The organism is Paenibacillus mangrovi (genome assembly GCF_022898935.1).
Taxonomy (GTDB): Bacteria; Bacillota; Bacilli; order Paenibacillales; family Paenibacillaceae; genus Paenibacillus_AQ; species Paenibacillus_AQ mangrovi.
This window is the reverse complement of sequence record NZ_JALIRP010000011.1, coordinates 1-22,622: the sequence shown is the minus strand read 5'-3', so window position 1 is coordinate 22,622 and position 22,622 is coordinate 1. Positions and strand designations below refer to the sequence as shown.

Below are 22,622 nucleotides of genomic sequence, written 5' to 3'. Positions count from 1 at the left end.
TCAAGGAGAGTGATTAACATGTTAATCCATAAGGAATTGGAAGATCTGTACCCGAAGCTGAAATATGTCTGCCTGAGCATGACCGGCAATTCTTGGGACGCCGAGGATCTGGCGCATGACTCCATGCTTAAGGCTATAAAATTCTGTCAAAAGGACCCTTCCGGCAAACGGGAAGCCAGCCTCCCGCTATTGACGACGATTGCCCGCAATCATTGGATTGACCAGCTGCGCAAAAGAAGCCGCGAAGCCATAGGTCAAACCATGGAGGAGCCTTCGCGTGAAAAAACGCTGGAACAGCTGCTTAGTGGACTGGATACACTGATGGAGCGCCTGACTCCGAAACAGCTGCTGGTGTTTGTCTTGAAGGAGATTTTCGAATACAGGCTGTCTGACATTGCGATTTCGCTCCAACTAAACGAGACCGCCGTGAAATCGCTGCTGTATAGGGCACGCCGTAAATTGAATGAGAATGAGCCTGCAGAAATTCCGGCTGCAAGCCAGGAATGGGATCTGGTGGATGCCGATTGGTTTCAGCGCCAGCTTCTGGTTGCGATCCGGTTGGAGCAGCCTGAACTGCTGAGAAAGCTCGCCCTATCGCTACGCACTGCGAACCAGGCCAACCAATCACCTGTCCGGCTTTCATCCCATATTGGCAGTAACTCACCTTCCCTACATTTACGCGCGGCATAGCCCTTTCGCTGTACATTAGAAGGAGGCTATTACGATGAATACGATACCTTACGTTGTAGAGCAGACCCGCCTGGGTGAACGCTCGTACGATATATATTCAAGGCTGCTGAAGGACCGGATCATTTTCCTAGGATCCGAGGTCAATGACCAGGTAGCAAACAGCATTATCGCCCAGCTGCTCTTCCTGGCTGCCGATGATCCGGACAAAGAAATCTCTCTGTACATTAACAGTCCCGGAGGCTCAATTTCTTCCGGCTTTGCCATCCTCGATACGATGGATTACATTAAACCGCAGGTCAGTACGATCTGCATGGGCATTGCAGCCTCCATGGGGGCATTTCTTTTCCTTGGCGGCGCCAAGGGCAAACGTTACGCGCTTCCAAACAGCGAGTTCATGCTGCACCAGCCGCTGGGCGGCGCTCAAGGGCAGGCCAGCGATATCGAAATTTCCGCCCGCCGGATCATTAAGATGAGGGAAAAGGTGAATCAATTCATCGCGGACAAAACAGGCCAGCCGCTGGATAAAATCTACCGCGACGCTGACCGTGACTTCTACCTCTCGGCCGAAGAAGCGCTGGAATACGGCATTGTGGACCGGATTATTACGAAACCCCTGGTCTGAAACTGAGCTCCGTGCTGAAAAAAAAGCTGTCCGAGGCTTTTCTCGGACAGCTTTTCATTTATAGAAAAATCAAGGACAACACATGGTGAGTTACACTGCCGCGCGAATCCGTTCGAACAGCACATTGTTCTCCAGATGGATATGCGCGAAGGTATCCTTTTCAAGCATTTCGAGCCGCTGATATACGAGCCGATACGTGCCGCAGGCATCCTCAGGAAGAGCAAAATCGCTGGTGATTTCCCGCAGCTCCTTTAGGAGATTGCCTGCTTGCTCATGCTCATGCTCCAGCTCGGATACATGCGGTTTAAGCTCTGCGGCGGTGCCTAGATCGGGCCGCGCAGCGAACTTCAGAATCAGTGGAAATACGTTTTGATCCTCATCTTCGGTATGCTCCAGCAGTTCCTTTTTCAAATCCGTGAAAATCTCCTGTACCCGCAGCAGCTCCGGATGATGCTCCCCATGCACACGGGCCAACTTCGTCACATAAGGCGTCAGAGCGGGCAGTTCTTCCCACAGGAAGGCGTGATGCTTATTCTGGATATGCTTGACTAGCTCCGGTTCAGTCAGTTCGCCCGGGCGGCTTTGCTGGTAATCTACCATCTTCGTTTCCAGCGTCTTTATCTGCTCTAGCACAGCCGCCGGATCCAGCTTCCGTTTGACTGCCGCCTCTTCCAAAGGGATCTTGCCGCCGCAGCAAAAATCGATCCGCAGTGCTCGGAACAAATCTGCCGACTGTGGTATGGCTGTTACGATATCTGATACTTGGGTTTGAAGTGTGAATGAACTCATTGAAAGGACCTCCATATAGTGGATTTATTCCGTTAATTACGTGAGATTTTAATCGTGTTTACAAACCCAGTATATGAAAAGCCGGAATCCATTCTTGTGACTACGGTCATACCAAAATCCAACGATCTGTGAAGTTTTCGCCTTCACTACAAAGATCCGCTCTAAAATAATTTTGTTTACGCTTACTGTTCCACACTACCATACTTGTATGGTAGTATGGTAGGAGGAGGTGAACAAGATGGACGAAAGGATGCTTCAGAAGTCCGGATCGGCTGGAAGTGCCGTTTATCAACATCTTAAACAGCAAATCGTCAGCCTGGACCTGCCCCCTGGTACCACGCTGTCCGAGAAAGAAATGTCGCTGACCTTTCAGGTTAGCCGCACCCCGGTGCGAGAGAGCTTCGTTCGGCTGGCTCAGGAAGGTCTCGTGCTCGTTCTTCCGCAGCGCGGAACGCGGGTCTCGCTCATTGACTCTGATATGGTTGAAGAAGCCCGGTTCATGCGCGAACAACTGGAGAAAGCCGTTATCCGGCTTGCTTGCGAGTCTTTTCCTGCCGACAGGCTGGCGGATTTGGAGAGCAATCTTACGGAGCAGCAGCATTCTATTCAGCAGCGCGACGGCAAAAGAATGTTTGAACTAGACGAGGATTTTCACCGCATTCTGTTTGAAGGCTGCCGGAAACGCGGTACCTGGAACACGATCCAGCAGATGAACGCCCACCTCAACCGTACCCGCATCCTCTGGTTATGGACGGATCCGCATTGGGAGCATCTCTATGAGCAGCACCGTCAAATGTTTCTCGCTGTCAAACAGCAGCAAGCAGACCTAGCCGAGCAGATTATGAAAGAGCATATGAGTCTCAACATTGCCAACCTTCCTGTGCTTAAAGAACGGTATCCCGAATATTTCAAGTAATGCCTGACGACCGGACTGCCCGGCAGCAGCCTGCAGCGGTCCCGATATTCATTACATGACGATAAGGCGGTGAAGGAATGCGTATGGTATTCCGCTGGTTCGGCGAAGGTAACGACACTGTTTCGCTCGGCCAGATTAAACAAATTCCCGGTGTGGAAGGTATTGTGTGGGCACTGCATGATGTTCCGGCCGGAGAAGAATGGCCAATGGAGAAAATTTTAGAAGTCCGCGACCAGGCTGCGAAATACAACCTCCACTTGGACGTGGTCGAAAGCGTAAATGTACATGAAGATATTAAGCTCGGTCTCCCTACCCGCGACCGGTATATTCAGAACTATATTACGACCATTGAACGCTTGGCACAGGTCGGCGTCAAGGTCATCTGCTATAATTTTATGCCTGTGTTCGATTGGGCCCGGACCGAATTACATAAAACGATGGATGACGGCTCAACGGCTCTTTTCTTTGAAAAATCAAAAATAGACGGAATCGATCCCTTCAAGTTTGTCCAAGAGATCAACCAAAACAGCACATTGACGATGCCGGGCTGGGAGCCGGAGCGTCTCGAACACTTGAACTCCCTATTTGAGGCTTACAAAGGGGTATCGTCTGAAGATCTTTGGGAACATCTCGCCTATTTCCTGAAAGCCATCGTACCAGTCGCTGAGCGCTACGGCATTCAGATGGCTATTCATCCGGATGATCCGCCATGGCCGATTTTCGGGCTGCCGCGCATCATAACCGGACAGGAGAGTCTGCGTAGATTGCTTAAGATCGTAGACAGCCCGTCCAACGGTATCACGCTTTGCAGCGGGTCTTTCGGCGCGAACCCGGACAACGATATCGTTAGCATGATTCATGAATTCCATGAACGGATTCCATTCGCCCATATCCGTAATGTCCGCGTCTACGACAACGGTGATTTTATCGAAACCTCCCACCGAACGCAAGACGGAACCGTCGATATCACCGGCATCGTAAAAGCTTATCACGACAATGGCTTCACCGGATACGTCAGACCGGACCATGGCCGCCATCTCTGGGGTGAGGAATGCCGGCCAGGATATGGCCTTTATGATCGTGCCCTTGGCATTATGTACCTATGGGGATTATGGGACGCTTTGGAGCGGGTTCAACCTATTACAAGAAAAGAGGGATCCATATGAGTACTCTTCCCTTGCACCCAGCCCTTCAGGGGAAAACCGTAGTCATCACCGGCGGATCAGGGGTGCTCTGCCGTGACATGGCATTGGAGCTTGGACGACAAGGAGCCAGCATCGCCATTTTGAACAGGACTATCCAGAAAGGCGAACTCGTCGCAGAAGAAATCCGCGCAGCTGGAGGTAAAGCCACTGCCATTGCCTGTGACGTTACCGACAAGGAGAGTGTTACCACTGCCGAGGAGAAGGTGCGCGAGCTGTTTGGAGGCTGTGATATTCTCATTAACGGGGCTGGGGGCAATCATCCGAGCGCCAATACAACCAATGAGATTCACCGTGCAGGTGATGAGAATCTGCCGGATATTACTTCTTTCTTTGATGTCAGTGCACAAGGCTTCCGGAATGTCATGGATTTGAACTTTATCGGTACGTTTATCCCGACTCAAGTTTTCACCAAAAATATGATCGGACGCTCAGGAGCTACCGTACTTAATATTTCATCCATGAGCTCAGAGAGCCCATTAACAAAGGTTCCGGCCTACAGTGCCGCCAAGGCAGCCGTTAACAATTTTACGCAATGGTTGGCTGTGCATCTGGCCGAGTCCGGTATCCGCGTAAACGCCATGGCTCCAGGCTTCTTCATGACAGAGCAGAATCGTACGCTGCTCACCAACGCCGATGGCTCCCTCACCGAACGGTCTCATAAAATCATTACTCATACGCCTATGCGGCGCTTTGGGGTTCCTGAGGATCTGCTTGGCACCCTGCTCTGGCTCGTTGACGAAACCACATCCGGATTTGTCACAGGAACGGTCATCCCTGTCGATGGTGGCTTTATGGCATATTCCGGCGTATAAAAGCAACTGTTGGTGAATATATAAGGGGCAGCTTCAGGTCACTAAAAGACCCGGGCTGCCCCTCTTCTTGTTATTCGATTGCCATGACGACCATACCGATTCCCTTAACCGTGATCTGCTCAGCTTGCAGATCCTGCACCTGTTCTTCCCCGAGTAAAATTACCCACGTTCCCGGAAATGGGAGATCGACTCGGGTCTTCCCTGTTCTTGCATGATACAGCACATACAAATGCTTGGCTGTGTCCCCACCTGCATGATCACGCAGCGTGTAAGCTACGCATCCGGCAGGAGCTTCCTCAAAAATAAGATGTTCCCGGATCTGCGCTGCCGTCCGTAAACGGAACGCGGGATGCTCTTTGCGAAGCCGGATCAGCTGCTGCATGTATCTCACGTCTTCAAGATGAGCGGAGCAGCGTTCCCAATCCAGCCAATTGACCTCATCCGGAGATTTATAGCTGTTTTCCACGCCATTTTTGGTCCGCATAAATTCCTGGCCTGCATGAATAAACGGAATGCCCTGGCTTGTCAGAACCATTGCCGAGCCCAAACGATGCATGCATCTGCGCTCTTTGTCAGTCATTTCTCCGGTCGATAGAACAAGCTTATCCCACATTGTATGATTATCATGACATTCCACATAATTGACGCTTTGGACGGGTTCTGAGGCGAACTGCCGTAGTCTTCTGCTGTATTCGATCCCTCCTACGACGCCTTTGCGGACATCATTCTCAAAGCCGCTGGCGCCGCTGATAAAGCCCTTGTTCTCATGCAGAAAAATACTTCCCTTTACCGCATCCCGAAAGCCGTCATTAAATTGGCCGATGCCTGGAAGCCATTGTGCATTCAACTGATTCGCCCGCTTCTCAGCAGTCAGCGTGGTATTCATATTCCAGCCTTCACCGATGGTAATGATGGAAGGATCGATCTCATCAAGGCGTCTGCGAATTTCATTTATCGTTTCTATATCCATGAGTCCCATCAAGTCAAAACGGAAGCCGTCGAAATGGTACTCCTTCACCCAATGTAGGATGGAATCCACAATGAATTTACGGGCCATTTTCCGCTCCGAAGCAAATTCGTTGCCGCAGAACGAACCATCCGAAAGTGTTCCGTCATTTTTATAACGCAAATAATAGCCCGGTACCAGCTTGGTAAAGTTGATCAGGTACCAATCATAGACATGGTTGTAAACAACGTCCATAATAACGCGGAGGCCTTTGTCATGCAGCTTCTGAATCATCTGCTTCATTTCCGTGATGCGCACGGAAGGCTCGTAAGGATCGGTTGCGTAAGAACCCTCTGGAACATTATAGTTTTTGGGATCATACCCCCAATTGTACTGTGGAATATCAAGCCGGGACTCGTCTACACTTTCCGTAGAATAGTCGTACACGGGCAGCAGCTGGACATGCGTAACCCCCAGACTTCGGATATGGTCGAGTCCAGTCGGGATATTTTTTGGCCCCTTCGTGCCTTCCTCGGCGAGACCAAGATATTTTCCGGGATGGGATATCCCGCTGCCTGGATGTATAGACAAGTCCCGAAGATGCAGCTCATAAATCACAGCGTCCACGGGAGAATCCAGAGCAGGCTTTTCCTCTGTCCAATGGTCCGGATTCGCGGACAGGTCCACAATGGCTCCGCAGTCACCGTTGATGCCAACAGCAGCAGCATAAGGATCCACCGCCTCATTCCACTGCCCGCCGATTCTCACCTTATACTTATAACCGAAGCCCTTGAAGTCACCTTCCATTCGAAGAGCCCAGGTTCCCCCTACATCCCGGATCATCTCCAATTCTTCAGCTAACGTACAAGCCATAGCCGGATACAGCAGCAGCCTTGCTTCCGAAGCCGTTGGAGCCCATAAGCGGAACTTCGTTTCAACCGGCGTATAACATACGCCAAGATCATCGCCGTCGTACGCAAAAGATTCGTCAAATGCTGCATCAAACACAGAAACGCCGTTCGTGACTGCAGGATCCCCATAATCAACAACGACATCATGTTCCTTCTGTACCGCCACTTTCAGCCACTCCCCGATCATTTGTCATTATGTCCATTATAGCAAGCAATGACGGGGTATGTTTTATCTTTTTTCTGCCCTATCAACAGGAAAAAGACCAGCCCAGTTCCTGTTATGAACGGTCTATAGCCAGTCTATTGATATAACTACGTTATGCAGAGTAGTACTCACACTATATAAAAAAATAATGACTGGAGTCGTCCCGGTTATTGCCGAACGTTCTCCAGTCTCTCGTAAGTCTGAGGAATTTTAATTATTAAGCTCCTCAGAACATTATGATCCTTGGTTAAAATCCCTCTGCCGCATCGCCTCAAACAGCATCACCGTTGAAGCCATAGCCACGTTCAGCGACTCTGCCTGCCCTTTCATCGGAATGATCAGCGAATCATCGACAAGCTGCTGCGCTGCTTCAGACACGCCTTTCGCTTCATTGCCAACAAGGAGCCACGAAGGCCCGGTAAAGTCATACCCATAGCAGGTTGATGTCGCCTTCAGGCTTGTGCTGACGACGCGCACGCCGCTTTCTTTTGCTTCAGGAAGCAGCTCCAACAGGTCCCCCTCCACCACAGGCAGATGAAAAATAGAGCCCATCGTGGATCGGATCGTTTTCGGATTATAGATATCCGCTGAGCCGCGTCCTACGATCACACCGTCTGCTCCTGCTGCATCCGCCGTTCGGATGATGGTGCCTACGTTGCCAGGATCTTGAACGCCGTCAAGGACGATGACCAGGCTGTTCTTGTTCCGCAGCAGTACGTCCATATCCGCGGATTGCTTTCTGACAATTGCAAATACTGGTTGCGGCGTTTTAGTGTCAGAGCATTTGGCAATGACCGCTGCGGAGACGCCAATCCACTCCACTTCCGCTGCCGCCCCTGTCATGTGCGAGAGTTCAGTGGGAATCCCCTGCTCTACATCAAACGCCACGCATTCCAGATCAGCTCCGGAGCGAAGCGCCTCTTGAACTAGATGAATGCCTTCGATTATATATTTATGCTGCTTGTCCCGGTGCTTCTTCTCGAGCAGCTGTGCCCATTCTTTCACACGGGGATTTTGCGGTGATAAAATATCCATGAATACCGTCCTTCTTTAGCCATGCTTATGAACTTACAATACCCCACAACAGGCTCACTTCGGATACGCAAGCTCTAGCTTCGTCAAATCACTTTTTTCACCTACGATGACTAGGACGTCGCCTTCTTCGAGACGGTCATCAGCATAAGGCGAAATGTTCATTTTACTGCCGCGCTTGATCGCCATGACGTTGCAGCCAAAACGGGCGCGTACTTCCAGCTCCTTGAGGTTTTTTCCTACCATGTCCTCTGAAGCCTTCATTTCAAGAATGCTGTAATCATCCGAAATTTCAATGTAATCCAAAATATTAGGAGAGATCAAATGGTGCGCAACCCGCATGCCCATATCCCGCTCTGGATAAATGACCTTGTCTGCTCCGATTTTGTTCAAAACCTTGCCGTGAAGCTCATTTTGCGCTTTGACGATAATCGTCCCCACGCCGATATCCTTCAAAATCAATGTCGTTAAAATACTGGATTGAATATCCTCGCCGATTGCCACAACCACTACATCGAAATTACGGATACCAAGCGCCCGCAGCGCCTCCTCGTCCGTAGAATCGGTGGATACGGCATGTGTCACAATATTGGAAACCGCCTGGATACGCTGCTCGTTCGAATCAATTGCCAGCACATCGAAGCCCATTTCGCTGAGTGCGTTGGCCACACTGAATCCGAAGCGTCCCATACCTATGACGGCGTACTGTTTTTTCGCCATTTGTTAACCCCCCGGGTTATAGAAGTCCATCTTGATTATTATATCACAGAGCACGAAAAACTTGAATTTTGGCACGTGACATGGGGAACATTATGCTTGTAGCCTAATTTTATGGATGGAGGGAAAATGATGCCGATAACACTTGATTTGCGCCAAGCTATCATTCACAAGGTGCATGGCAGCGATGACGCAGGTCTCCGCGAAATGATTGAGGGCTCGGTCGACGGACCGGAGCAGGCTCTGCCAGGGCTTGGAGTTATTTTCGAAATGATCTGGAAAAACATAGATAAAACAAAGCAGGATGAACTGGTCCATATCGTGCAAGAACATTTAAAGACAGTGACTCCCGGTTCCCTAACCTAATCATCAAGAAAACAAACCCTCCGCGTAAGACGCGGAGGGTTATTGACGATGCTGCAGCTTAAGGAGCCGTATCCAGGAACTTGGCGTTCGGATTTTTCTCCATCGCTGTGCGCATGGCATATTCATTTTCGAACAGGACAACATAGTTGTCTTTCTTATCCTTCACCAGCGTCGAGTTGATCCGGAATTTGCTTGGATCGATATCCTTGTCGATGATCCAGCGCGCAAACTGAAACGGCATCCGCTGAAGCTGCACGTCGACGCCATATTCGCCTTTCATCCGGTATTCAAATACCTCGAACTGGAGCTGACCCACAACGCCGAGAATCGTATCCTCGAAGCCAACGGTACGGAACACCTGAATGGTTCCTTCCTCAGTCAGCTGGTCAATCCCCTTCTGGTACTGCTTATGCTTGAGCGCATTCTTGACCGTCACCTTGGCAAAAATCTCCGGCGAGAATGTCGGCAGCTCGTCAAATACCACTTCACTTCCCTGGCTGAGCGAATCCCCTATCCGGAAAATGCCCGGGTCGAACAAACCGATAATATCACCCGGATAAGCCTCTTCGACGATATCCCGGTCCTGTGCCAGAAACTGTTGCGGCTGCGACAGCTTGATATCCTTGCCGGCACGTATATGCTTAACGCTCATTCCACGCTGGAATTTACCCGATACGATCCGCATGAAGGCAATCCGGTCGCGGTGCGCCGGGTTCATGTTCGCCTGGATTTTGAAGACGTATCCGGAGAATTTCTCGTCTGAAGGCGCAATCTGTCCGGCGGTGCTGCTGCGCGGCTGTGGCTTCGGTGCAAGCTGCAGGAAGTTCTCAAGGAACGTCTGCACGCCGAAGTTGTTGATGGCACTTCCGAAGAAGACTGGCGTAAGTTCGCCCTTCAAAACCTTTTCCATATCAAAAGGATCGCCTGCGACATCCAGGAGCTCAAGATCCTGGCACAGCTGGTCATGCAGGTATTCTCCGGCCATTTCACGAATGATCGGATCATTGTAATCCTCGACCTTTTGCACCTCAATCGTGGAATGATCATTGCCTTGGAACAGCTCCACCTGATTTTTCATCCGGTCATAAACACCGCACAGATCGCGCCCTGTACCAATAGGCCAGTTCATAGGCACCGAACGGATGCCAAGCACCTGCTCAAGCTCTTCCATCAGCTCAAACGGATTGCGTCCTTCACGGTCCAATTTGTTGATGAACGTAAAAATCGGAATCCCGCGCTTCGCACACACCTGGAACAGCTTGATTGTCTGTGCTTCGACACCTTTCGCCACGTCGATCAACATGACTGCTGCGTCGGCAGCTGTTAACGTACGGTAGGTATCTTCACTGAAGTCCTGGTGGCCTGGTGTATCCAGAATGTTAATGCGATGTCCCATATAGTCAAACTGCATCACGGAGGAAGTTACCGAGATCCCCCGCTGTTTTTCGATTTCCATCCAGTCACTTGTTGCGTGCTTGCTGGCTTTACGGGCTTTAACGGTACCGGCTAACCGGATCGCTCCCCCGAACAGCAGCAGCTTTTCCGTCAAAGTCGTTTTACCCGCATCCGGGTGGGAGATGATGGCGAATGTTCTCCGCTTATCGACTTCCTGCTGCAAGACCTGATCTGTCCCTTTGCTCATTTCACTATTCCCTTCATCACTAAAGTCATGTCTATTATTGTACCACATTCCATACGCAAATCACCCCCATGCAAAAGCTGCATGAGGATGATAATTTTTCTGGCTATGATTGTTTAGGGAAAAATAATTATTTACTCAACTGCCATACCACGTTGTCTTCATCCTGACCATTAACAGGCCACCAGTGGAAGCCATTCTCTTCAAGTAGTTGATCAGCTTCTTTTGGACCCCATGACCCTGCAGGGTAGTGGCAAGGACCTTCTGCATCCTGTCTCCAAGCCTCTGCAATGCGGTCAACGAAAGACCAGGCGGAGGCGACTTCGTCCCAACGTGTAAAGTAGGTTGAATCGCCGCGTGCGGCATCATGCAGCAGCCGTTCGTAAGCTTCAGGCGAATTGATGCCCACCATACAACTTTGGCAGAAATCCATTGCAAGCGGCTCGATTTCTGATTCAGAGCCCAGTTTCTTGGCATTGATCTTCACGTAAATGCCTTCCATCGGATTCACCCGGATCACGAGCAGGTTCGGCTCAAGATTATGCTTTTGTCCGAGATATACATTATTCGGCATATTTTTGAATTCAACCACGACTTCAGTTGTTTTGACCGGCAGCCTCTTGCCTGTTCGAATGTAGAACGGTACGCCCGCCCAGCGGAAATTGTCCACGAACACGCGAGCCATAAAATACGTTTCGGTACTCGACTGCGGATCTACTTTATCTTCATCGCGGTAAGCCGGTAAATCGCGACCGCGCGAGCTGCCCTGTACGTACTGTCCGCGCACGACGTTGTTCTTCACTTCTTCCGCGTTTGAATAAGGACGGAGCGAGCGAAGTACTTTCACCTTTTCATCTCGGATATCTTCCGGCAACAGACGGCTTGGTGGCTCCATAGCCACCATGGTGAGCATTTGCAGCATGTGGTTTTGTCCCATGTCGCGCAGCGCACCTGCATGATCGTAATATCCGCCGCGTTCCTCGACGCCAACGGTCTCACTGAGGGTAATTTGAATGTTCGCAATATGCTTGTTGTTCCAGAGGGGTTCAAAGAACGCATTCGCGAAACGGATCACTTCGATATTTTGTACCATTTCCTTGCCGAGGTAATGGTCAATCCGGTAAATCTCTTCTTCCTTGAACACCTGACGGATTTGTTCATTCAGCTCTTCAGCCGATTTCAGATCGTAACCGAAAGGCTTCTCGATCACGAGACGCTTCCAGCCAGCGCCTTCGAGCATACCGCCCTTTTTCAGGTTAAAGGACACGCTGCCGAATAGCTCAGGAGCCAGTGCCAAGTAGAAAATACGGTTACCTGGGATATGGAAACGTTCTTCCAGAACTTTCGTTTGTTCATCCAGCTCGCGGAAGCCGTCCACATTGTTGATATCCAGGGATTTATATTCAAAATGCTGGGCAAAGGATTTAAATTCTTCGTTATCCTTCACCTTGTACCGGCAAAATTCCTGAATGGAGTTGTATACATCCTCACGAAATTCTTCCTGTGTACGCGGACGCCGCGCCACGCCGATCACGGCAAAATCCTCAGCCAGTTTTCCTTCACGGTATAAGCTATAGATTGCCGGAAACAACTTACGTTTAGCCAAATCTCCTGTTGCACCGAAAATAAAAAATACAGCGCCTGGTGTTTGCAACGATTCTAAATTTTGATTTTCAGCCATGGCCCTCATTCTTTCCTATGTAGTATAGTTTATTTTTTATACAAAAAAACGAATTAATACCCGCTCTCCAACAGGCATATGACAAAGCTTAAAAATGATGTTATGTCATTTTAGCATATCCATGAAAATGATGCCATCAGTTTTCTTACAAAAATACTCAGATATTATAACCATAATTTTAAAAATGTATCCTGCATTTAATATTCAATCGTAATCACCGGAAGCCCAATCGTGACGCGGCTTTTCCCGTTTGTCTCGTCCTCATGGACAGCCACCTGCATATTCAGCCATGTACTCCCGCTTCTGACTCGAGAGGTTAAAGAAGGCACCTGATAAGCATTGCTTACAGTCGTGGCATCTGCATATGTTTCTTTCTGTACCGCATCCAGTTTATTCTTGAGGCCATCTTCAATGTGAATCATGGTGGATCTAGCATTCATGTTATCATTAGAGCTCCCCTGCAGAGAGGCATTCCATTCAGCGTCAATCCCGGCATCACGCATTTTCTCCCCGTACTTCTCCTGCAAATTGGACAACATGTTCCAATCATCGGGACTTTCGGCTTCCAGTTGAATAATAATGTAGCTTTGGTCAGCGGATATCTCCTGCCAATGAAAGCGGACACTTACCGCGCTACTCTGGTCAATGACCCTATATGTTTTATGCCCATTCTCCGTTAACTGATCCATTGGCGGTAGCTCCAGCGCCTGGGTTAGCTTCTTGGCGGCGGCTTCAGCATCTTTTTCACCCGCGCCTTCCCATGCTCCCTGCCATTTGACTACCACACGCTGAGGGTGATCCACCACTTGATTCCCGAGTTCCAGCAGGGTTTGCAGCTCACTTACCTTCTTGGCTTCTGCTTTCGTCATTCCATCCCAAAAATGAGCCCACGCATATCCAAGTACCGTCATGAGAATCAGAAACACCCCGAACCATTTAGCAGCTGCTTTCATTCCATCCATCCCCCAGAACCAAACTATCAATCTACTAAAAAGAATGTCCAGGTTCAGAGATTTCTATACCTATGTGCGGCAGCGGATAAATGGGTGAATAACCATATCACGTTAGCCTACATCTGAATACATTGATAACAAACTATAGTAGAGGGAGGATTGACTTTTACATGATCCCTATTTACCCCCTGACAACTGATAATATATTAAAGCATCGTGGTAAAATGGTACTCGCATGTCTGCATGATGGCAGAACCTATATCGGAAAATTAACGCATTGCAAAGATGGTCATATCATATTGAATGGTGATGATGATACAGCCCTGCACGCTGCAAATGTTAAGCCTAACAAGAAACGTCCAAGCGCCTCCAAAAACAAAAAACCTGCCCCTAAAGCTCAAGTTCGCGCATTGTATCCTCCATATGGATACCCCTACTACGGATACCCGCCCTATGGATATGGATATGGATACGGTTATGGCTTTGGGGCACTGGCGCTCAGCCTTGGTTTGTTAGCCTTTCTCTTCCTGATCTAATACAAATGCACCCTGCTGCAGCCAGACGCCTTAAAGGGGATCGTCTATGGCTGTTCACGCAAGGGTGCATTTTTTGATGAGAAACGCTATTTTTATTCGGCAAGACCGTTCTTATAAGCATATATTGCCGCCTGGGTCCGATCATCCACGCCTAATTTCGCCAAAATATTCGTTACATGAAACTTGACTGTCTTAATGCCAATGATCAGGTCATCGGCGATTTCCTGATTGGACTTGCCCTGGGCGAGCAAGCGCAGCACATCCATTTCCCGCTCAGTGAGCTCCTTATGGGCTGGAGCTTCGGTTTCCGCATGTCGGAACCGGTTCATCATTTTCGATGCGACTTGAGATTCGAGAACAGACTGCCCGCGTGCCGCAGCGCGGATCGCCTCCGCTATTTCGCTTGCTCTGGATGTTTTGAGCAGATAGCTGAAGGCACCGGCCTCGATGACTGGATACATTTTCTCGTCATCCAAATAACTGGTCAGCACAATAACCTTACAATCCGGATACAGCTTGAGCAGCTGTCTTGTGGCTTCGATGCCGTCCATGCCATCCATGACCAGATCCATCAGCACCACATCAGGCTTATATTCACGCGCCAAGCGGATGCCTTCCTCGCCGCTACCGGCTTCTCCGACGACTTCTATTCCATCCTCCGTACCCAGCACGGCTGCCAGACCGATGCGTACCATCTCGTGATCGTCTACGAGCAGCACCTTAATTTCCGGCTTTTCCATGTCCTCCATGGTCCTCATCCCCTCCCTTATCTTCATTTACGATTGGAATCGTAATTTCAATTCGTGTCCCTTTGCCAGGGGCTGTAATGAATTGAATTGAACCGCCAATTTCATTCACCCGTTCCTGCATATTCGAAAGGCCGTAAGAGGTTTGCTTTTTCTCATCCAGTTCAAAACCTTGGCCATTATCTCGCAGCATGACCCATACGGTATCCTGCTTCTGATGGATGCGGATTTCCATTTTTTCCGCCTTAGCATGCCGTAGCGTATTCGACATCGACTCTTGAATGATCCGGAATAGATGATTCTCGATCCCTTTCATCAGATAAATGCCTTCATCCATTTCAAACACGATATCCATCGGTACTTTAACCTTAAGCTCTTTAATCAGCTCTTTCAAGCCCTGCTCAAGCGGCTTCCCTTCCAGGTACACCGGCCGGAGATGAAGCAGAAGCGCCCTCATCTCCGACTGCGCCACAGCGGCCATCTCCTCAATCAGAGCGACCTGCCGCTGTGCCTTATCAAAATCCTTCACCAGCGTTCTTCCTACGGCAGTAGCTGTCATGGAAATGGCGAACAGTTGCTGAGATACCGCATCATGCAGTTCCCGCGCAAGGCGCTGCCGCTCCTCCACAATCGCAGACACCCTGGCCTGCTCAGCAAGCTGAGCGTTGTTGGTAGACAAACGCTGCAGCGAAGTGACCTGTTCCTCCCATTTTTTGCTAATCCGTCCCAGCTGCTCGCCAAGCCGTCCCACTTCGTCCACTCCAAGCTCCGGAACATCTTTCGACAGATTTCCCTTTTCCCAGGAAAGCAGCGTATCCCGCAGCATTTCCAGTCTCCATTTCGTCCGGTAGCTCTGATAAAAGCCATACACGGCTCCAATACCCACCGGAACGAGAATCAGCGTTGTTACTGCCTGCACGACTCTCTTCCAAGAATCAAACGGTGCTAAATAACCATATGTATACAAAACATAAAAAATAATTAGAAGCAGTATAAATGAAAGAAGGGCCCCCTCGCCCATGCTCCGGGAGACCATATTAGCCGGCTTTTTTGTATTCATGCGGGGAACCCCTTTTCTATGATATGTTAATGTCTAAATCTCCAATAAGATACGAAACGATGAACTTCACTTTTTGATCACTGGTATCATAATTCGGTGATTTCCAGCTCAAACGGTTCATCATGCCATTATCCCGGTGTCCTCGAAAATCAATGGAACCGAACAGCACAAACGCCTCAATTTCCACACCGTAATATTCCGGAATATTCAGATCCATATCGCCCATAATTCCCTGGAACATCATCACGGTATGTTTATCTTCTGGAATCGCCAGCGTCAGATCTAAATCCGCTTCTCCAAGCACATGCCACACACTCATGCTGCGCATCACCCAAGGCTGCTGGTCCCAGTCAAAATGGGAGGAAAAATTTTGCTTCTGTACAAAGCTTTCCTTCGGCTGAACCTTCTTCGCCTTTATAAAAAAGAATCCAAGAGAAAGCAGCGCGATCCCGAGCACCATCATCAGATGGTCTAGCAGCAGCAAAATTGCGCCGACGGCGAGCAGGCGGTAGCCTCTTTTTACTTTTCCTTCGCGGATTGTATAAATGCCCATCAACAAAAACAAGAGTGCGACAATGGTAAAGAAGCCGACCCACCTGCCGACCAGCATGAGCAGGCCCACGCCGATAAGTATAAGCGCAATGATTCGATTTCTTTTTTCCATGCCGCACCTCCTTGTGATGTCTGAACACGTTTATAGTAAAGGTCGGAAAAGCCATATGGTGCGGGTATCACACCAGTATGGCTTTCCTCTTTTCATTCTATATAGCATATCATATTGTCCAGTGCTGTAAATACTTATTCTTTCGTTGTTTTGGAAGCGCCGCTTGAAGGGTTCATTTTGTTTTTCAAAGCGTTAAGCTGCTCTTCCACCTTCAATTGCTTTTCAGCGTCTACCGGATTTGTGAATGTACTTGCTGTGCTTGCTGTCGGACGGTAAGGGGCTCGCATAACATCAGCTTCAGCTTCCATTTGCATGATTTTTTCTTCCATACGGTGGAATCCAAGGGATGCGCTGCCGCTTTCGATCGTGTGCAGGCTGTTGATTTGGGACATTTGCTTTTTGGCTTTCGCCATTTGAGCGCGGGTCACCAGTTCATTGCGTTTGTTGCGCATTTTGTAGAATTCGTCTTTCATTTCATGCAGCTGCTGTACCAACTCTTTGGCTTGGTTCTCGGACTGTATATGCAGGTCGCGGTATTCGGTAATTTTTTGGTCGAAGTAGATTTTCTCTTCGAGAAGCTTACGGGCTACTTCCTCCTGTCCGTTCTTCAGAGCCAGCTCGGCTTGAGCTTCACGCTGTACGGACATTTTCTCAGCTTCTTCCACACGCTGTTTCATGCGGCGTTCGTTGGCCATTTGCTTCGCAACAGTCACCTCAGCCTCGTGAATTTCTGCCTCCATATCGCGTAGATACTGATTCAGCATTACAATTGGATCCTCTACCTTATCCAGCAAATCATTTACCGATGCCTTCGTCATATCTTTCAGTCTTTTAAATACTCCCATGTTTTACACTTCTCCCTTCTCATAATCAGACAGTTTTTTCTTCAGATCTTCAAGCTCTTTCTTCATGGCTTTCTTTTCGATATCTTCCATCATGGCATCCAGATTGGATGACTGGGAGGATAACCCTCCAGTAGGTCTGCTGCCAAATGATTGGTCGTTATATTTACTTCTTGGATCAAAGGATGGGCCGCTATAGCTGCCGTTTCCTCCATAATAACTGCCGTGGTTTCCTGGCTGACCGCCATAATAACCGCCTGGTCCGGGACCATATGGATTATATGGAGGTAAAGGCTCTTTCGGAACAACCAGAGATGCGACGAAATAGAAGAACAGCGTGGTTCCACAGCTGAAGAAAGCAGTGATGACTAACAGAATTCGCAGCAGCGTTGAATCAATGCCCACCATCTCCGACAGTCCGCCGCAAAGCCCAGTTACCATCTTATCTCGCCGCGAACGGTAGAGTTTTCTCATGATATTACTCCTTTCCGCTGTTGTTCAGCTTTTGTTTCAAACGGGCCAGTTCCTTTTCCAAAATGCCCGATACCGTTTCACTGGCCTGATCTACGTATTGTTGACCCATACGACGCAGATCACGCAGGCTTTGAGCTTCGAACTCCCAATCGGAGATCCGGTCTTCGAGGCGGTTGAACATTTTAGGAACATCCTGACCGCTTCCGTATCCTTCCATCCGCTGGTTCATGCGCTGCTGGAGCCGAAGCGTCTCCATGCGTGCTGCATAGTATTGGCGCTTGTTATATACCGTTTGGTATTCCATCTTCAACTCATTCAGCTGGTTTTCCAAATCCACCATAGAATTTCTTGTTGTATTTAGCAACTCGCTGTACTGTTCCAGCTTTTCTTCATAAATAATCTTTTCCTGCAAAGCCAGCTTGGCGAGATTATCCTCTCCAGCCTTCAAAGCCAGTAGCGCTTGCTCTTCACGTTTGTTTTTCATCATTTCAGCCTGGTCAGCCTGCTGCTTCAGCTGTCTCATATGTGCTGTGGACTGCTGCACAAGCTTCTCAGCTTCAACGATGTCGTCCCGTGTAGTGGCCAGAAACTGATCAATTAATCGCACCGGATCCTGGCTTTGCTCTAAACGTTCATTTAAATTTGCTGCGGTGATATCACGTACCCGACGAAAAACACTCATCTCGTGTAGTCCCTCCTTATTCGTTTTTTCTTCTAGAATGTGATTTATGTTAGTAGTAATTTTTCTTTCCCTTCAGAAGGGAGATTCCGAAAATCACCAACGCGATTCCGAGCAGCGGTGCGATGAACCAGGACAGTTTCGCCAGGAGGGAAAACGCACCAAACGCTAGGATAATGGTACCGATCAGCACTCTACCTCTGCGGATTCCGTAGTAACCAAGGGCAACCATCAGAATCGGGAAGAGCAGACCCATCAGTTTACCAAATAGCGGGGCGAATAATCCAAAGAGCATCAAAGCCCCAACTACAATCAATACGATGGCTGTTCCGTTGTTACGGTTTTTCATGTATTTCTCACTTCCTTTCATTGCATCAACCTTATGTCTTTATTTTAGGTGGTTCGGCCTTTTTCCAAAACAGACCGCAGACGGTTTTTCATCCTAGACCTTAGTCGGGGAGCTTTTCGGACCTAAGGCTATCCTGCATTTATTCCCTATGCCTCTACTCTGAGTGATATAACCTTCATCTGTGGAGACACTGGGATCGTCGCTCCTCTTCTCAAGTAAAACGTCCATCGATGCACTTCCCAAGAAACCAACCCCCTCTAGAGGAAGTCTGCGCAATACACTCCTTTGCGATTAGTGAAATGTTCGGCTTGCTGTAAACTAGCAAAAAAAGAGCGCCGGATGTCATCCGGGCGCTCTGCTTATTGCTGCTATGCCACTTCTGTGCTTTCTAGATACCATTAAACGCTTGCTTCCACAGACTTCTCCTGTACAGCTTCACTTTTGCCATCATGTTTGACCATCGTGATGAATAAAAGTGCGAGCAGCATGCCGGCGGAAGCATAAACGAACAAAGAGCCATATCCGAAGTTGTCGATGATGAGACCAAGAAGCGGCGGCGAAGCAATTGCTGCCAATGAGGAGACCAGATAGTACAGCCCTGTGCGTGTGCCGATGCTTGTTTCGCTCCCGATGGAGACGACAAATGGATAGGAGTTGATATTAATCAAAGCCCAACACATACCGCCCAGCGCCAGCAGGATCCGAAGCATAAGTACCGTCTTTGCGAGGGGAATGGCAGCAAACACAATGAATAATCCTATGACGCCGGCGATGATGATTTTCCTTTTACCGTACCGCTTGCCGAGCCAGCCGCTTGGAATCGCAAACAATACAAAGAACAGGGAAAAGAATGTGAGCGAGAACGCCGAAGCTTGTTCCGTTAATCCCATGTGGTGCTTCCCGTATAGTGTAAAGAGAGCCTCCACCCCTTGGTAGGATACAAACCAGAAAAAGATCGCCGTGAGCAGCAGCACTGTCGTACGGTCCAGCTCACGCTTCAGCTTGATTTTGGGCTGCTTCTCCACGGGTACCGAAACAATGACATCTCTCTTCTCTTTAATAGAACGTACTAATATCCATAGGGAAATCAAAATGATCGCAGCGGCTGCCAGAAAAGGAAAGCTCGGATTGACATTATACAAAATCGAACCGGCTCCGAAAGCCAAGATGCCTCCCACACCGCCCATGAAGTTAATAATCCCGTTTGCCTTTGTCCGTTGGCTGTCTGGAGTAATATCCGGCATTAATGCAACGGTAGGAGATCTGTATACGCTCATGGAAAGGTTCATCAGCATCATAAATAAGATGAGGGTAATAAAACTCGTATGTAACGGAATCAAAATCACAAACATTGCCGCAAGAGGCATCCCCAACATGAGATACGGCATCCGCTTGCCGAAGCGGGTATTTGTCTTATCACTCAGGTTACCAATCCAAGGCTGCAAAAACAGAGCAAAGTAATTATCGATCGTCATCATGAAACCAATCAAAGATGTCTTCTGCAGATATGAATCCAAAAAATAAGGTACGAACGCATTATATAAGGCCCAAGTGATACTAATACTGAAAAATCCGAATCCAAGCAGCCATGTTTTCCTCATGAAGGATAGCCCCCATTCAGTGATGATGTTTCCATTATTATACAATATGTTTATTTTCATATCGCTCATTATTTTTTTACTTTCATTAACGGTGTGTAAATTTTCTATTCTGATTCGAATATGTGATAAAACATGTGTATTAGTATGTATAATGCAAAAAAAACTCTTCATCTGATAATCAGATAAAGAGTTTTTCATTTAATGCTGGTGAAGGGACTTGAACCCCCACTCCGTCGCCGGAAGCGGATTTTGAGTCCGCCGCGTCTGCCATTCCGCCACACCAGCAAGTAAAAATAATACGCGCCCTAAGAGATTCGAACTCCTGACCTTTTGATTCGTAGTCAAACGCTCTATCCAGCTGAGCTAAGGGCGCATATTTAGTTATAATGGAGGCGCCACCCAGATTTGAACTGGGGATAAAGCTTTTGCAGAGCTGTGCCTTACCACTTGGCTATGGCGCCATAAAATATTTGGAGCGGACGACGGGAATCGAACCCGCGACCCTCGCCTTGGCAAGGCGATGCTCTACCGCTGAGCCACGTCCGCGTAACTGGCTGGGGATATAGGATTCGAACCTATGCATGACGGAGTCAAAGTCCGTTGCCTTACCGCTTGGCTAATCCCCAACAGTTTGATAATAAATGGGGCGATCGAGGGGACTTGAACCCCCGAATGCCGGAGCCACAATCCGGTGCGTTAACCCCTTCGCCACGACCGCCATATCAAACATTTCACTAAATCAAAAAACAATGTGGCAGGGGCAGCAGGAATTGAACCCACACTAACGGTTTTGGAGACCGCTGTTCTACCTTTAAACTATGCCCCTAAATACTGGTGGAGGCTGATGGATTCGAACCACCGAACTCGTAGAGAGCAGATTTACAGTCTGCCGTGTTTAGCCACTTCACTAAGCCTCCATAATGGTGCCGGCGAGAGGACTTGAACCCCCAACCTACTGATTACAAGTCAGTTGCTCTACCAATTGAGCTACACCGGCTTTTATGCATTTATAATTCATGGTGGCTCGGGACGGAATCGAACCGCCGACACGAGGATTTTCAGTCCTCTGCTCTACCGACTGAGCTACCGAGCCTTACTATATCACGTATAACAAATCAGTGCAAATACTAAAAATTGCTTTTAAAAGAATGGCGGAACCGACGGGATACTCTCACTTCGTTCGAGACTGCGAAGCAGTGCTAACGAAGCTGGTGCTCCGACGAACCCGATAATCGGATTCTCATCCCTGGAGCTTTAAATGAATGGCGGAACCGACGGGATTCGAACCCGCGATCTCCTGCGTGACAGGCAGGCATGTTAGGCCTCTACACCACGGTTCCACAGAGGCACTTTCTATTTGAGAAAGTAATTGCGGGGGCAGGATTTGAACCTGCGGCCTTCGGGTTATGAGCCCGACGAGCTACCGGGCTGCTCCACCCCGCGTCAGTAATAAAAAGTATATATGGTGGAGGCTGAGGGGATCGAACCCCCGACCCTCTGCTTGTAAGGCAGATGCTCTCCCAGCTGAGCTAAGCCTCCATATATATGGGTTTTAAATAGTGGTGACCCGTAGGGGATTCGAACCCCTGTTACCTCCGTGAAAGGGAGGTGTCTTAACCCCTTGACCAACGGGCCTTAATGTAAGAAGTGAATATTAATGGCGGAGAGAGAGGGATTCGAACCCTCGAGACGCTTTTGGCGCCTACACGATTTCCAATCGTGCTCCTTCGGCCAACTCGGACACCTCTCCATAATGGCTCCCCGAACAGGACTCGAACCTGTGACAACTCGATTAACAGTCGAGTGCTCTACCAACTGAGCTATCAGGGAACAATATTGTATTCAGGTTTGATCACCTGAAAACTAGATACGAAACGATTTGCATGTTTTAGAATTTGTTTTCGAAGCTGCTCCAATGCAAAGCGTAACGCTTCCGAAGCCAGTTTTTCTTCGAAAAACTTTTAGGATAAGCCCTCGACCGATTAGTATTGGTCAGCTCCATGCATTGCTGCACTTCCACCTCCAACCTATCTACCTCGTCGTCTTCAAGGGGTCTTACTAATTGGGAAATCTCATCTTGAGGGGGGCTTCACGCTTAGATGCTTTCAGCGCTTATCCCTTCCGTACGTAGCTACCCAGCCATGCTCCTGGCGGAACAACTGGTGCACCAGCGGTACGTCCATCCCG

Annotated in this window: 22 protein-coding genes, 16 tRNA genes and 1 rRNA gene; 7 read left to right on the top strand and 32 right to left on the bottom strand. The window is 48.9% G+C overall.

Going from position 1 to position 22,622, the window contains the following annotated elements:
* Nucleotides 1-18 precede the first annotated feature (18 nt).
* Nucleotides 19-690, top strand: coding sequence for a sigma-70 family RNA polymerase sigma factor (locus MUG84_RS21865; RefSeq protein WP_244728923.1), 672 nt, complete (start codon nt 19-21; stop codon nt 688-690).
* 34 nt (nt 691-724) lie between these two features.
* Nucleotides 725-1,312, top strand: a complete 588-nt coding sequence (gene clpP / locus MUG84_RS21860; protein ID WP_244728921.1) for an ATP-dependent Clp endopeptidase proteolytic subunit ClpP — start codon at nt 725-727, stop codon at nt 1,310-1,312.
* Nucleotides 1,313-1,402: 90 nt separating this feature from the next.
* On the opposite strand, the gene ric is transcribed toward clpP, so the two are convergent.
* Entirely contained in the window at nt 1,403-2,101 is a 699-nt protein-coding gene (gene ric / locus MUG84_RS21855) for an iron-sulfur cluster repair di-iron protein (protein ID WP_244728919.1), read from the bottom strand.
* Between the two features lie 238 nt (nt 2,102-2,339).
* Between ric and MUG84_RS21850 the strand changes: the two genes are divergently transcribed.
* From MUG84_RS21850 to MUG84_RS21840, 3 genes are all read left to right on the top strand, one after another.
* Complete coding sequence (locus MUG84_RS21850; protein ID WP_244728917.1) at nt 2,340-3,017, top strand: GntR family transcriptional regulator; 678 nt, start codon at nt 2,340-2,342, stop codon at nt 3,015-3,017.
* Between the two features lie 77 nt (nt 3,018-3,094).
* Nucleotides 3,095-4,183 carry a mannonate dehydratase gene (uxuA, locus tag MUG84_RS21845; protein WP_244728915.1) on the top strand — a complete coding sequence of 363 codons (1,089 nt, stop codon included), beginning with the start codon at nt 3,095-3,097 and terminating at the stop codon, nt 4,181-4,183.
* The gene (locus MUG84_RS21840; RefSeq protein WP_244728913.1) at nt 4,180-5,034 is read left to right on the top strand and encodes an SDR family oxidoreductase; all 855 of its coding nucleotides are present in this window, start codon (nt 4,180-4,182) and stop codon (nt 5,032-5,034) included. Before uxuA ends, MUG84_RS21840 begins: the two co-directional genes overlap by 4 nt.
* A 70-nt stretch (nt 5,035-5,104) precedes the next feature.
* Here the strand turns inward: MUG84_RS21840 and pulA are convergent, their stop codons facing one another.
* From pulA to MUG84_RS21825, 3 genes are all read right to left on the bottom strand, one after another.
* The gene (gene pulA, locus MUG84_RS21835; protein ID WP_244728910.1) at nt 5,105-7,057 is read right to left on the bottom strand and encodes a type I pullulanase; all 1,953 of its coding nucleotides are present in this window, start codon (nt 7,055-7,057) and stop codon (nt 5,105-5,107) included.
* 273 nt (nt 7,058-7,330) lie between these two features.
* Nucleotides 7,331-8,131: a TrmH family RNA methyltransferase gene (locus tag MUG84_RS21830; RefSeq protein WP_244728908.1), complete on the bottom strand. Its 801-nt coding sequence runs from the start codon at nt 8,129-8,131 to the stop codon at nt 7,331-7,333.
* Nucleotides 8,132-8,185: 54 nt separating this feature from the next.
* Nucleotides 8,186-8,848 (bottom strand): potassium channel family protein, encoded by a 663-nt coding sequence (locus MUG84_RS21825; RefSeq protein ID WP_244728905.1) that lies wholly within the window; start codon nt 8,846-8,848, stop codon nt 8,186-8,188.
* Between the two features lie 129 nt (nt 8,849-8,977).
* On the opposite strand from MUG84_RS21825, the gene sspI reads away from it, so the two are divergent.
* Nucleotides 8,978-9,211 carry a small acid-soluble spore protein SspI gene (gene sspI, locus MUG84_RS21820; RefSeq protein ID WP_244729161.1) on the top strand — a complete coding sequence of 78 codons (234 nt, stop codon included), beginning with the start codon at nt 8,978-8,980 and terminating at the stop codon, nt 9,209-9,211.
* Nucleotides 9,212-9,269: 58 nt separating this feature from the next.
* Here the strand turns inward: sspI and MUG84_RS21815 are convergent, their stop codons facing one another.
* The 3 genes from MUG84_RS21815 to MUG84_RS21805 all read right to left on the bottom strand — a co-directional run bounded on the left by MUG84_RS21815 (nt 9,270) and on the right by MUG84_RS21805 (nt 13,484).
* On the bottom strand, nt 9,270-10,853 hold the full coding sequence (locus tag MUG84_RS21815) for a peptide chain release factor 3 (RefSeq protein ID WP_244728903.1): 1,584 nt from the start codon (nt 10,851-10,853) through the stop codon (nt 9,270-9,272).
* Nucleotides 10,854-10,980: 127 nt separating this feature from the next.
* Nucleotides 10,981-12,531: a glucose-6-phosphate dehydrogenase gene (zwf, locus tag MUG84_RS21810; protein ID WP_244728901.1), complete on the bottom strand. Its 1,551-nt coding sequence runs from the start codon at nt 12,529-12,531 to the stop codon at nt 10,981-10,983.
* 197 nt (nt 12,532-12,728) lie between these two features.
* Nucleotides 12,729-13,484, bottom strand: coding sequence for a YwmB family TATA-box binding protein (locus tag MUG84_RS21805; protein WP_244728899.1), 756 nt, complete (start codon nt 13,482-13,484; stop codon nt 12,729-12,731).
* A gap of 170 nt (nt 13,485-13,654) precedes the next feature.
* Between MUG84_RS21805 and MUG84_RS21800 the strand changes: the two genes are divergently transcribed.
* Nucleotides 13,655-14,020 (top strand): hypothetical protein, encoded by a 366-nt coding sequence (locus MUG84_RS21800; protein ID WP_244728897.1) that lies wholly within the window; start codon nt 13,655-13,657, stop codon nt 14,018-14,020.
* A gap of 92 nt (nt 14,021-14,112) precedes the next feature.
* Here the strand turns inward: MUG84_RS21800 and MUG84_RS21795 are convergent, their stop codons facing one another.
* The 25 genes from MUG84_RS21795 to MUG84_RS21675 all read right to left on the bottom strand — a co-directional run.
* Entirely contained in the window at nt 14,113-14,760 is a 648-nt protein-coding gene (locus tag MUG84_RS21795; protein WP_244729159.1) for a response regulator transcription factor, read from the bottom strand.
* Nucleotides 14,741-15,826, bottom strand: a complete 1,086-nt coding sequence (locus MUG84_RS21790) for a sensor histidine kinase (protein WP_244728895.1) — start codon at nt 15,824-15,826, stop codon at nt 14,741-14,743. Before MUG84_RS21790 ends, MUG84_RS21795 begins: the two co-directional genes overlap by 20 nt.
* Before the next feature lie 16 nt (nt 15,827-15,842).
* Nucleotides 15,843-16,490 (bottom strand): cell wall-active antibiotics response protein LiaF, encoded by a 648-nt coding sequence (gene liaF, locus MUG84_RS21785; protein ID WP_244728892.1) that lies wholly within the window; start codon nt 16,488-16,490, stop codon nt 15,843-15,845.
* 134 nt (nt 16,491-16,624) lie between these two features.
* Nucleotides 16,625-17,335: a PspA/IM30 family protein gene (locus MUG84_RS21780; protein ID WP_244728890.1), complete on the bottom strand. Its 711-nt coding sequence runs from the start codon at nt 17,333-17,335 to the stop codon at nt 16,625-16,627.
* Nucleotides 17,336-17,338: 3 nt separating this feature from the next.
* Entirely contained in the window at nt 17,339-17,806 is a 468-nt protein-coding gene (locus tag MUG84_RS21775) for a PspC domain-containing protein (protein WP_244728888.1), read from the bottom strand.
* A 4-nt stretch (nt 17,807-17,810) separates the two neighbouring features.
* On the bottom strand, nt 17,811-18,488 hold the full coding sequence (locus MUG84_RS21770) for a PspA/IM30 family protein (protein WP_244728886.1): 678 nt from the start codon (nt 18,486-18,488) through the stop codon (nt 17,811-17,813).
* 49 nt (nt 18,489-18,537) lie between these two features.
* A complete protein-coding gene (locus MUG84_RS21765) occupies nt 18,538-18,834 on the bottom strand; it encodes a hypothetical protein (protein ID WP_244728884.1) in 297 nt (98 codons plus the stop codon).
* A 398-nt stretch (nt 18,835-19,232) separates the two neighbouring features.
* On the bottom strand, nt 19,233-20,435 hold the full coding sequence (locus tag MUG84_RS21760; RefSeq protein WP_244728882.1) for an SLC45 family MFS transporter: 1,203 nt from the start codon (nt 20,433-20,435) through the stop codon (nt 19,233-19,235).
* 202 nt (nt 20,436-20,637) lie between these two features.
* Nucleotides 20,638-20,720, bottom strand: a tRNA-Leu gene (locus MUG84_RS21755).
* A 14-nt stretch (nt 20,721-20,734) separates the two neighbouring features.
* Nucleotides 20,735-20,808 (bottom strand) — tRNA-Arg (locus tag MUG84_RS21750).
* 14 nt (nt 20,809-20,822) lie between these two features.
* Nucleotides 20,823-20,896 (bottom strand) — tRNA-Cys (locus MUG84_RS21745).
* A gap of 10 nt (nt 20,897-20,906) precedes the next feature.
* Nucleotides 20,907-20,981, bottom strand: a tRNA-Gly gene (locus tag MUG84_RS21740).
* Nucleotides 20,982-20,986: 5 nt separating this feature from the next.
* Nucleotides 20,987-21,061 (bottom strand) — tRNA-Gln (locus tag MUG84_RS21735).
* A 16-nt stretch (nt 21,062-21,077) separates the two neighbouring features.
* A tRNA-His gene (locus MUG84_RS21730) sits at nt 21,078-21,153 on the bottom strand.
* Nucleotides 21,154-21,187: 34 nt separating this feature from the next.
* A tRNA-Trp gene (locus tag MUG84_RS21725) sits at nt 21,188-21,261 on the bottom strand.
* A 6-nt stretch (nt 21,262-21,267) separates the two neighbouring features.
* Nucleotides 21,268-21,352 (bottom strand) — tRNA-Tyr (locus tag MUG84_RS21720).
* Between the two features lie 4 nt (nt 21,353-21,356).
* A tRNA-Thr gene (locus tag MUG84_RS21715) sits at nt 21,357-21,432 on the bottom strand.
* A 20-nt stretch (nt 21,433-21,452) separates the two neighbouring features.
* Nucleotides 21,453-21,528, bottom strand: a tRNA-Phe gene (locus MUG84_RS21710).
* 170 nt (nt 21,529-21,698) lie between these two features.
* Nucleotides 21,699-21,775 (bottom strand) — tRNA-Asp (locus MUG84_RS21705).
* A 29-nt stretch (nt 21,776-21,804) separates the two neighbouring features.
* Nucleotides 21,805-21,878 (bottom strand) — tRNA-Met (locus tag MUG84_RS21700).
* Nucleotides 21,879-21,898: 20 nt separating this feature from the next.
* Nucleotides 21,899-21,974: transfer RNA gene (locus MUG84_RS21695), tRNA-Val, on the bottom strand.
* A 21-nt stretch (nt 21,975-21,995) separates the two neighbouring features.
* A tRNA-Glu gene (locus MUG84_RS21690) sits at nt 21,996-22,070 on the bottom strand.
* Nucleotides 22,071-22,093: 23 nt separating this feature from the next.
* A tRNA-Ser gene (locus MUG84_RS21685) sits at nt 22,094-22,185 on the bottom strand.
* A 4-nt stretch (nt 22,186-22,189) separates the two neighbouring features.
* Nucleotides 22,190-22,265, bottom strand: a tRNA-Asn gene (locus MUG84_RS21680).
* Nucleotides 22,266-22,397: 132 nt separating this feature from the next.
* A 23S ribosomal RNA gene (locus MUG84_RS21675) occupies nt 22,398-22,622 on the bottom strand; the annotation flags it as partial.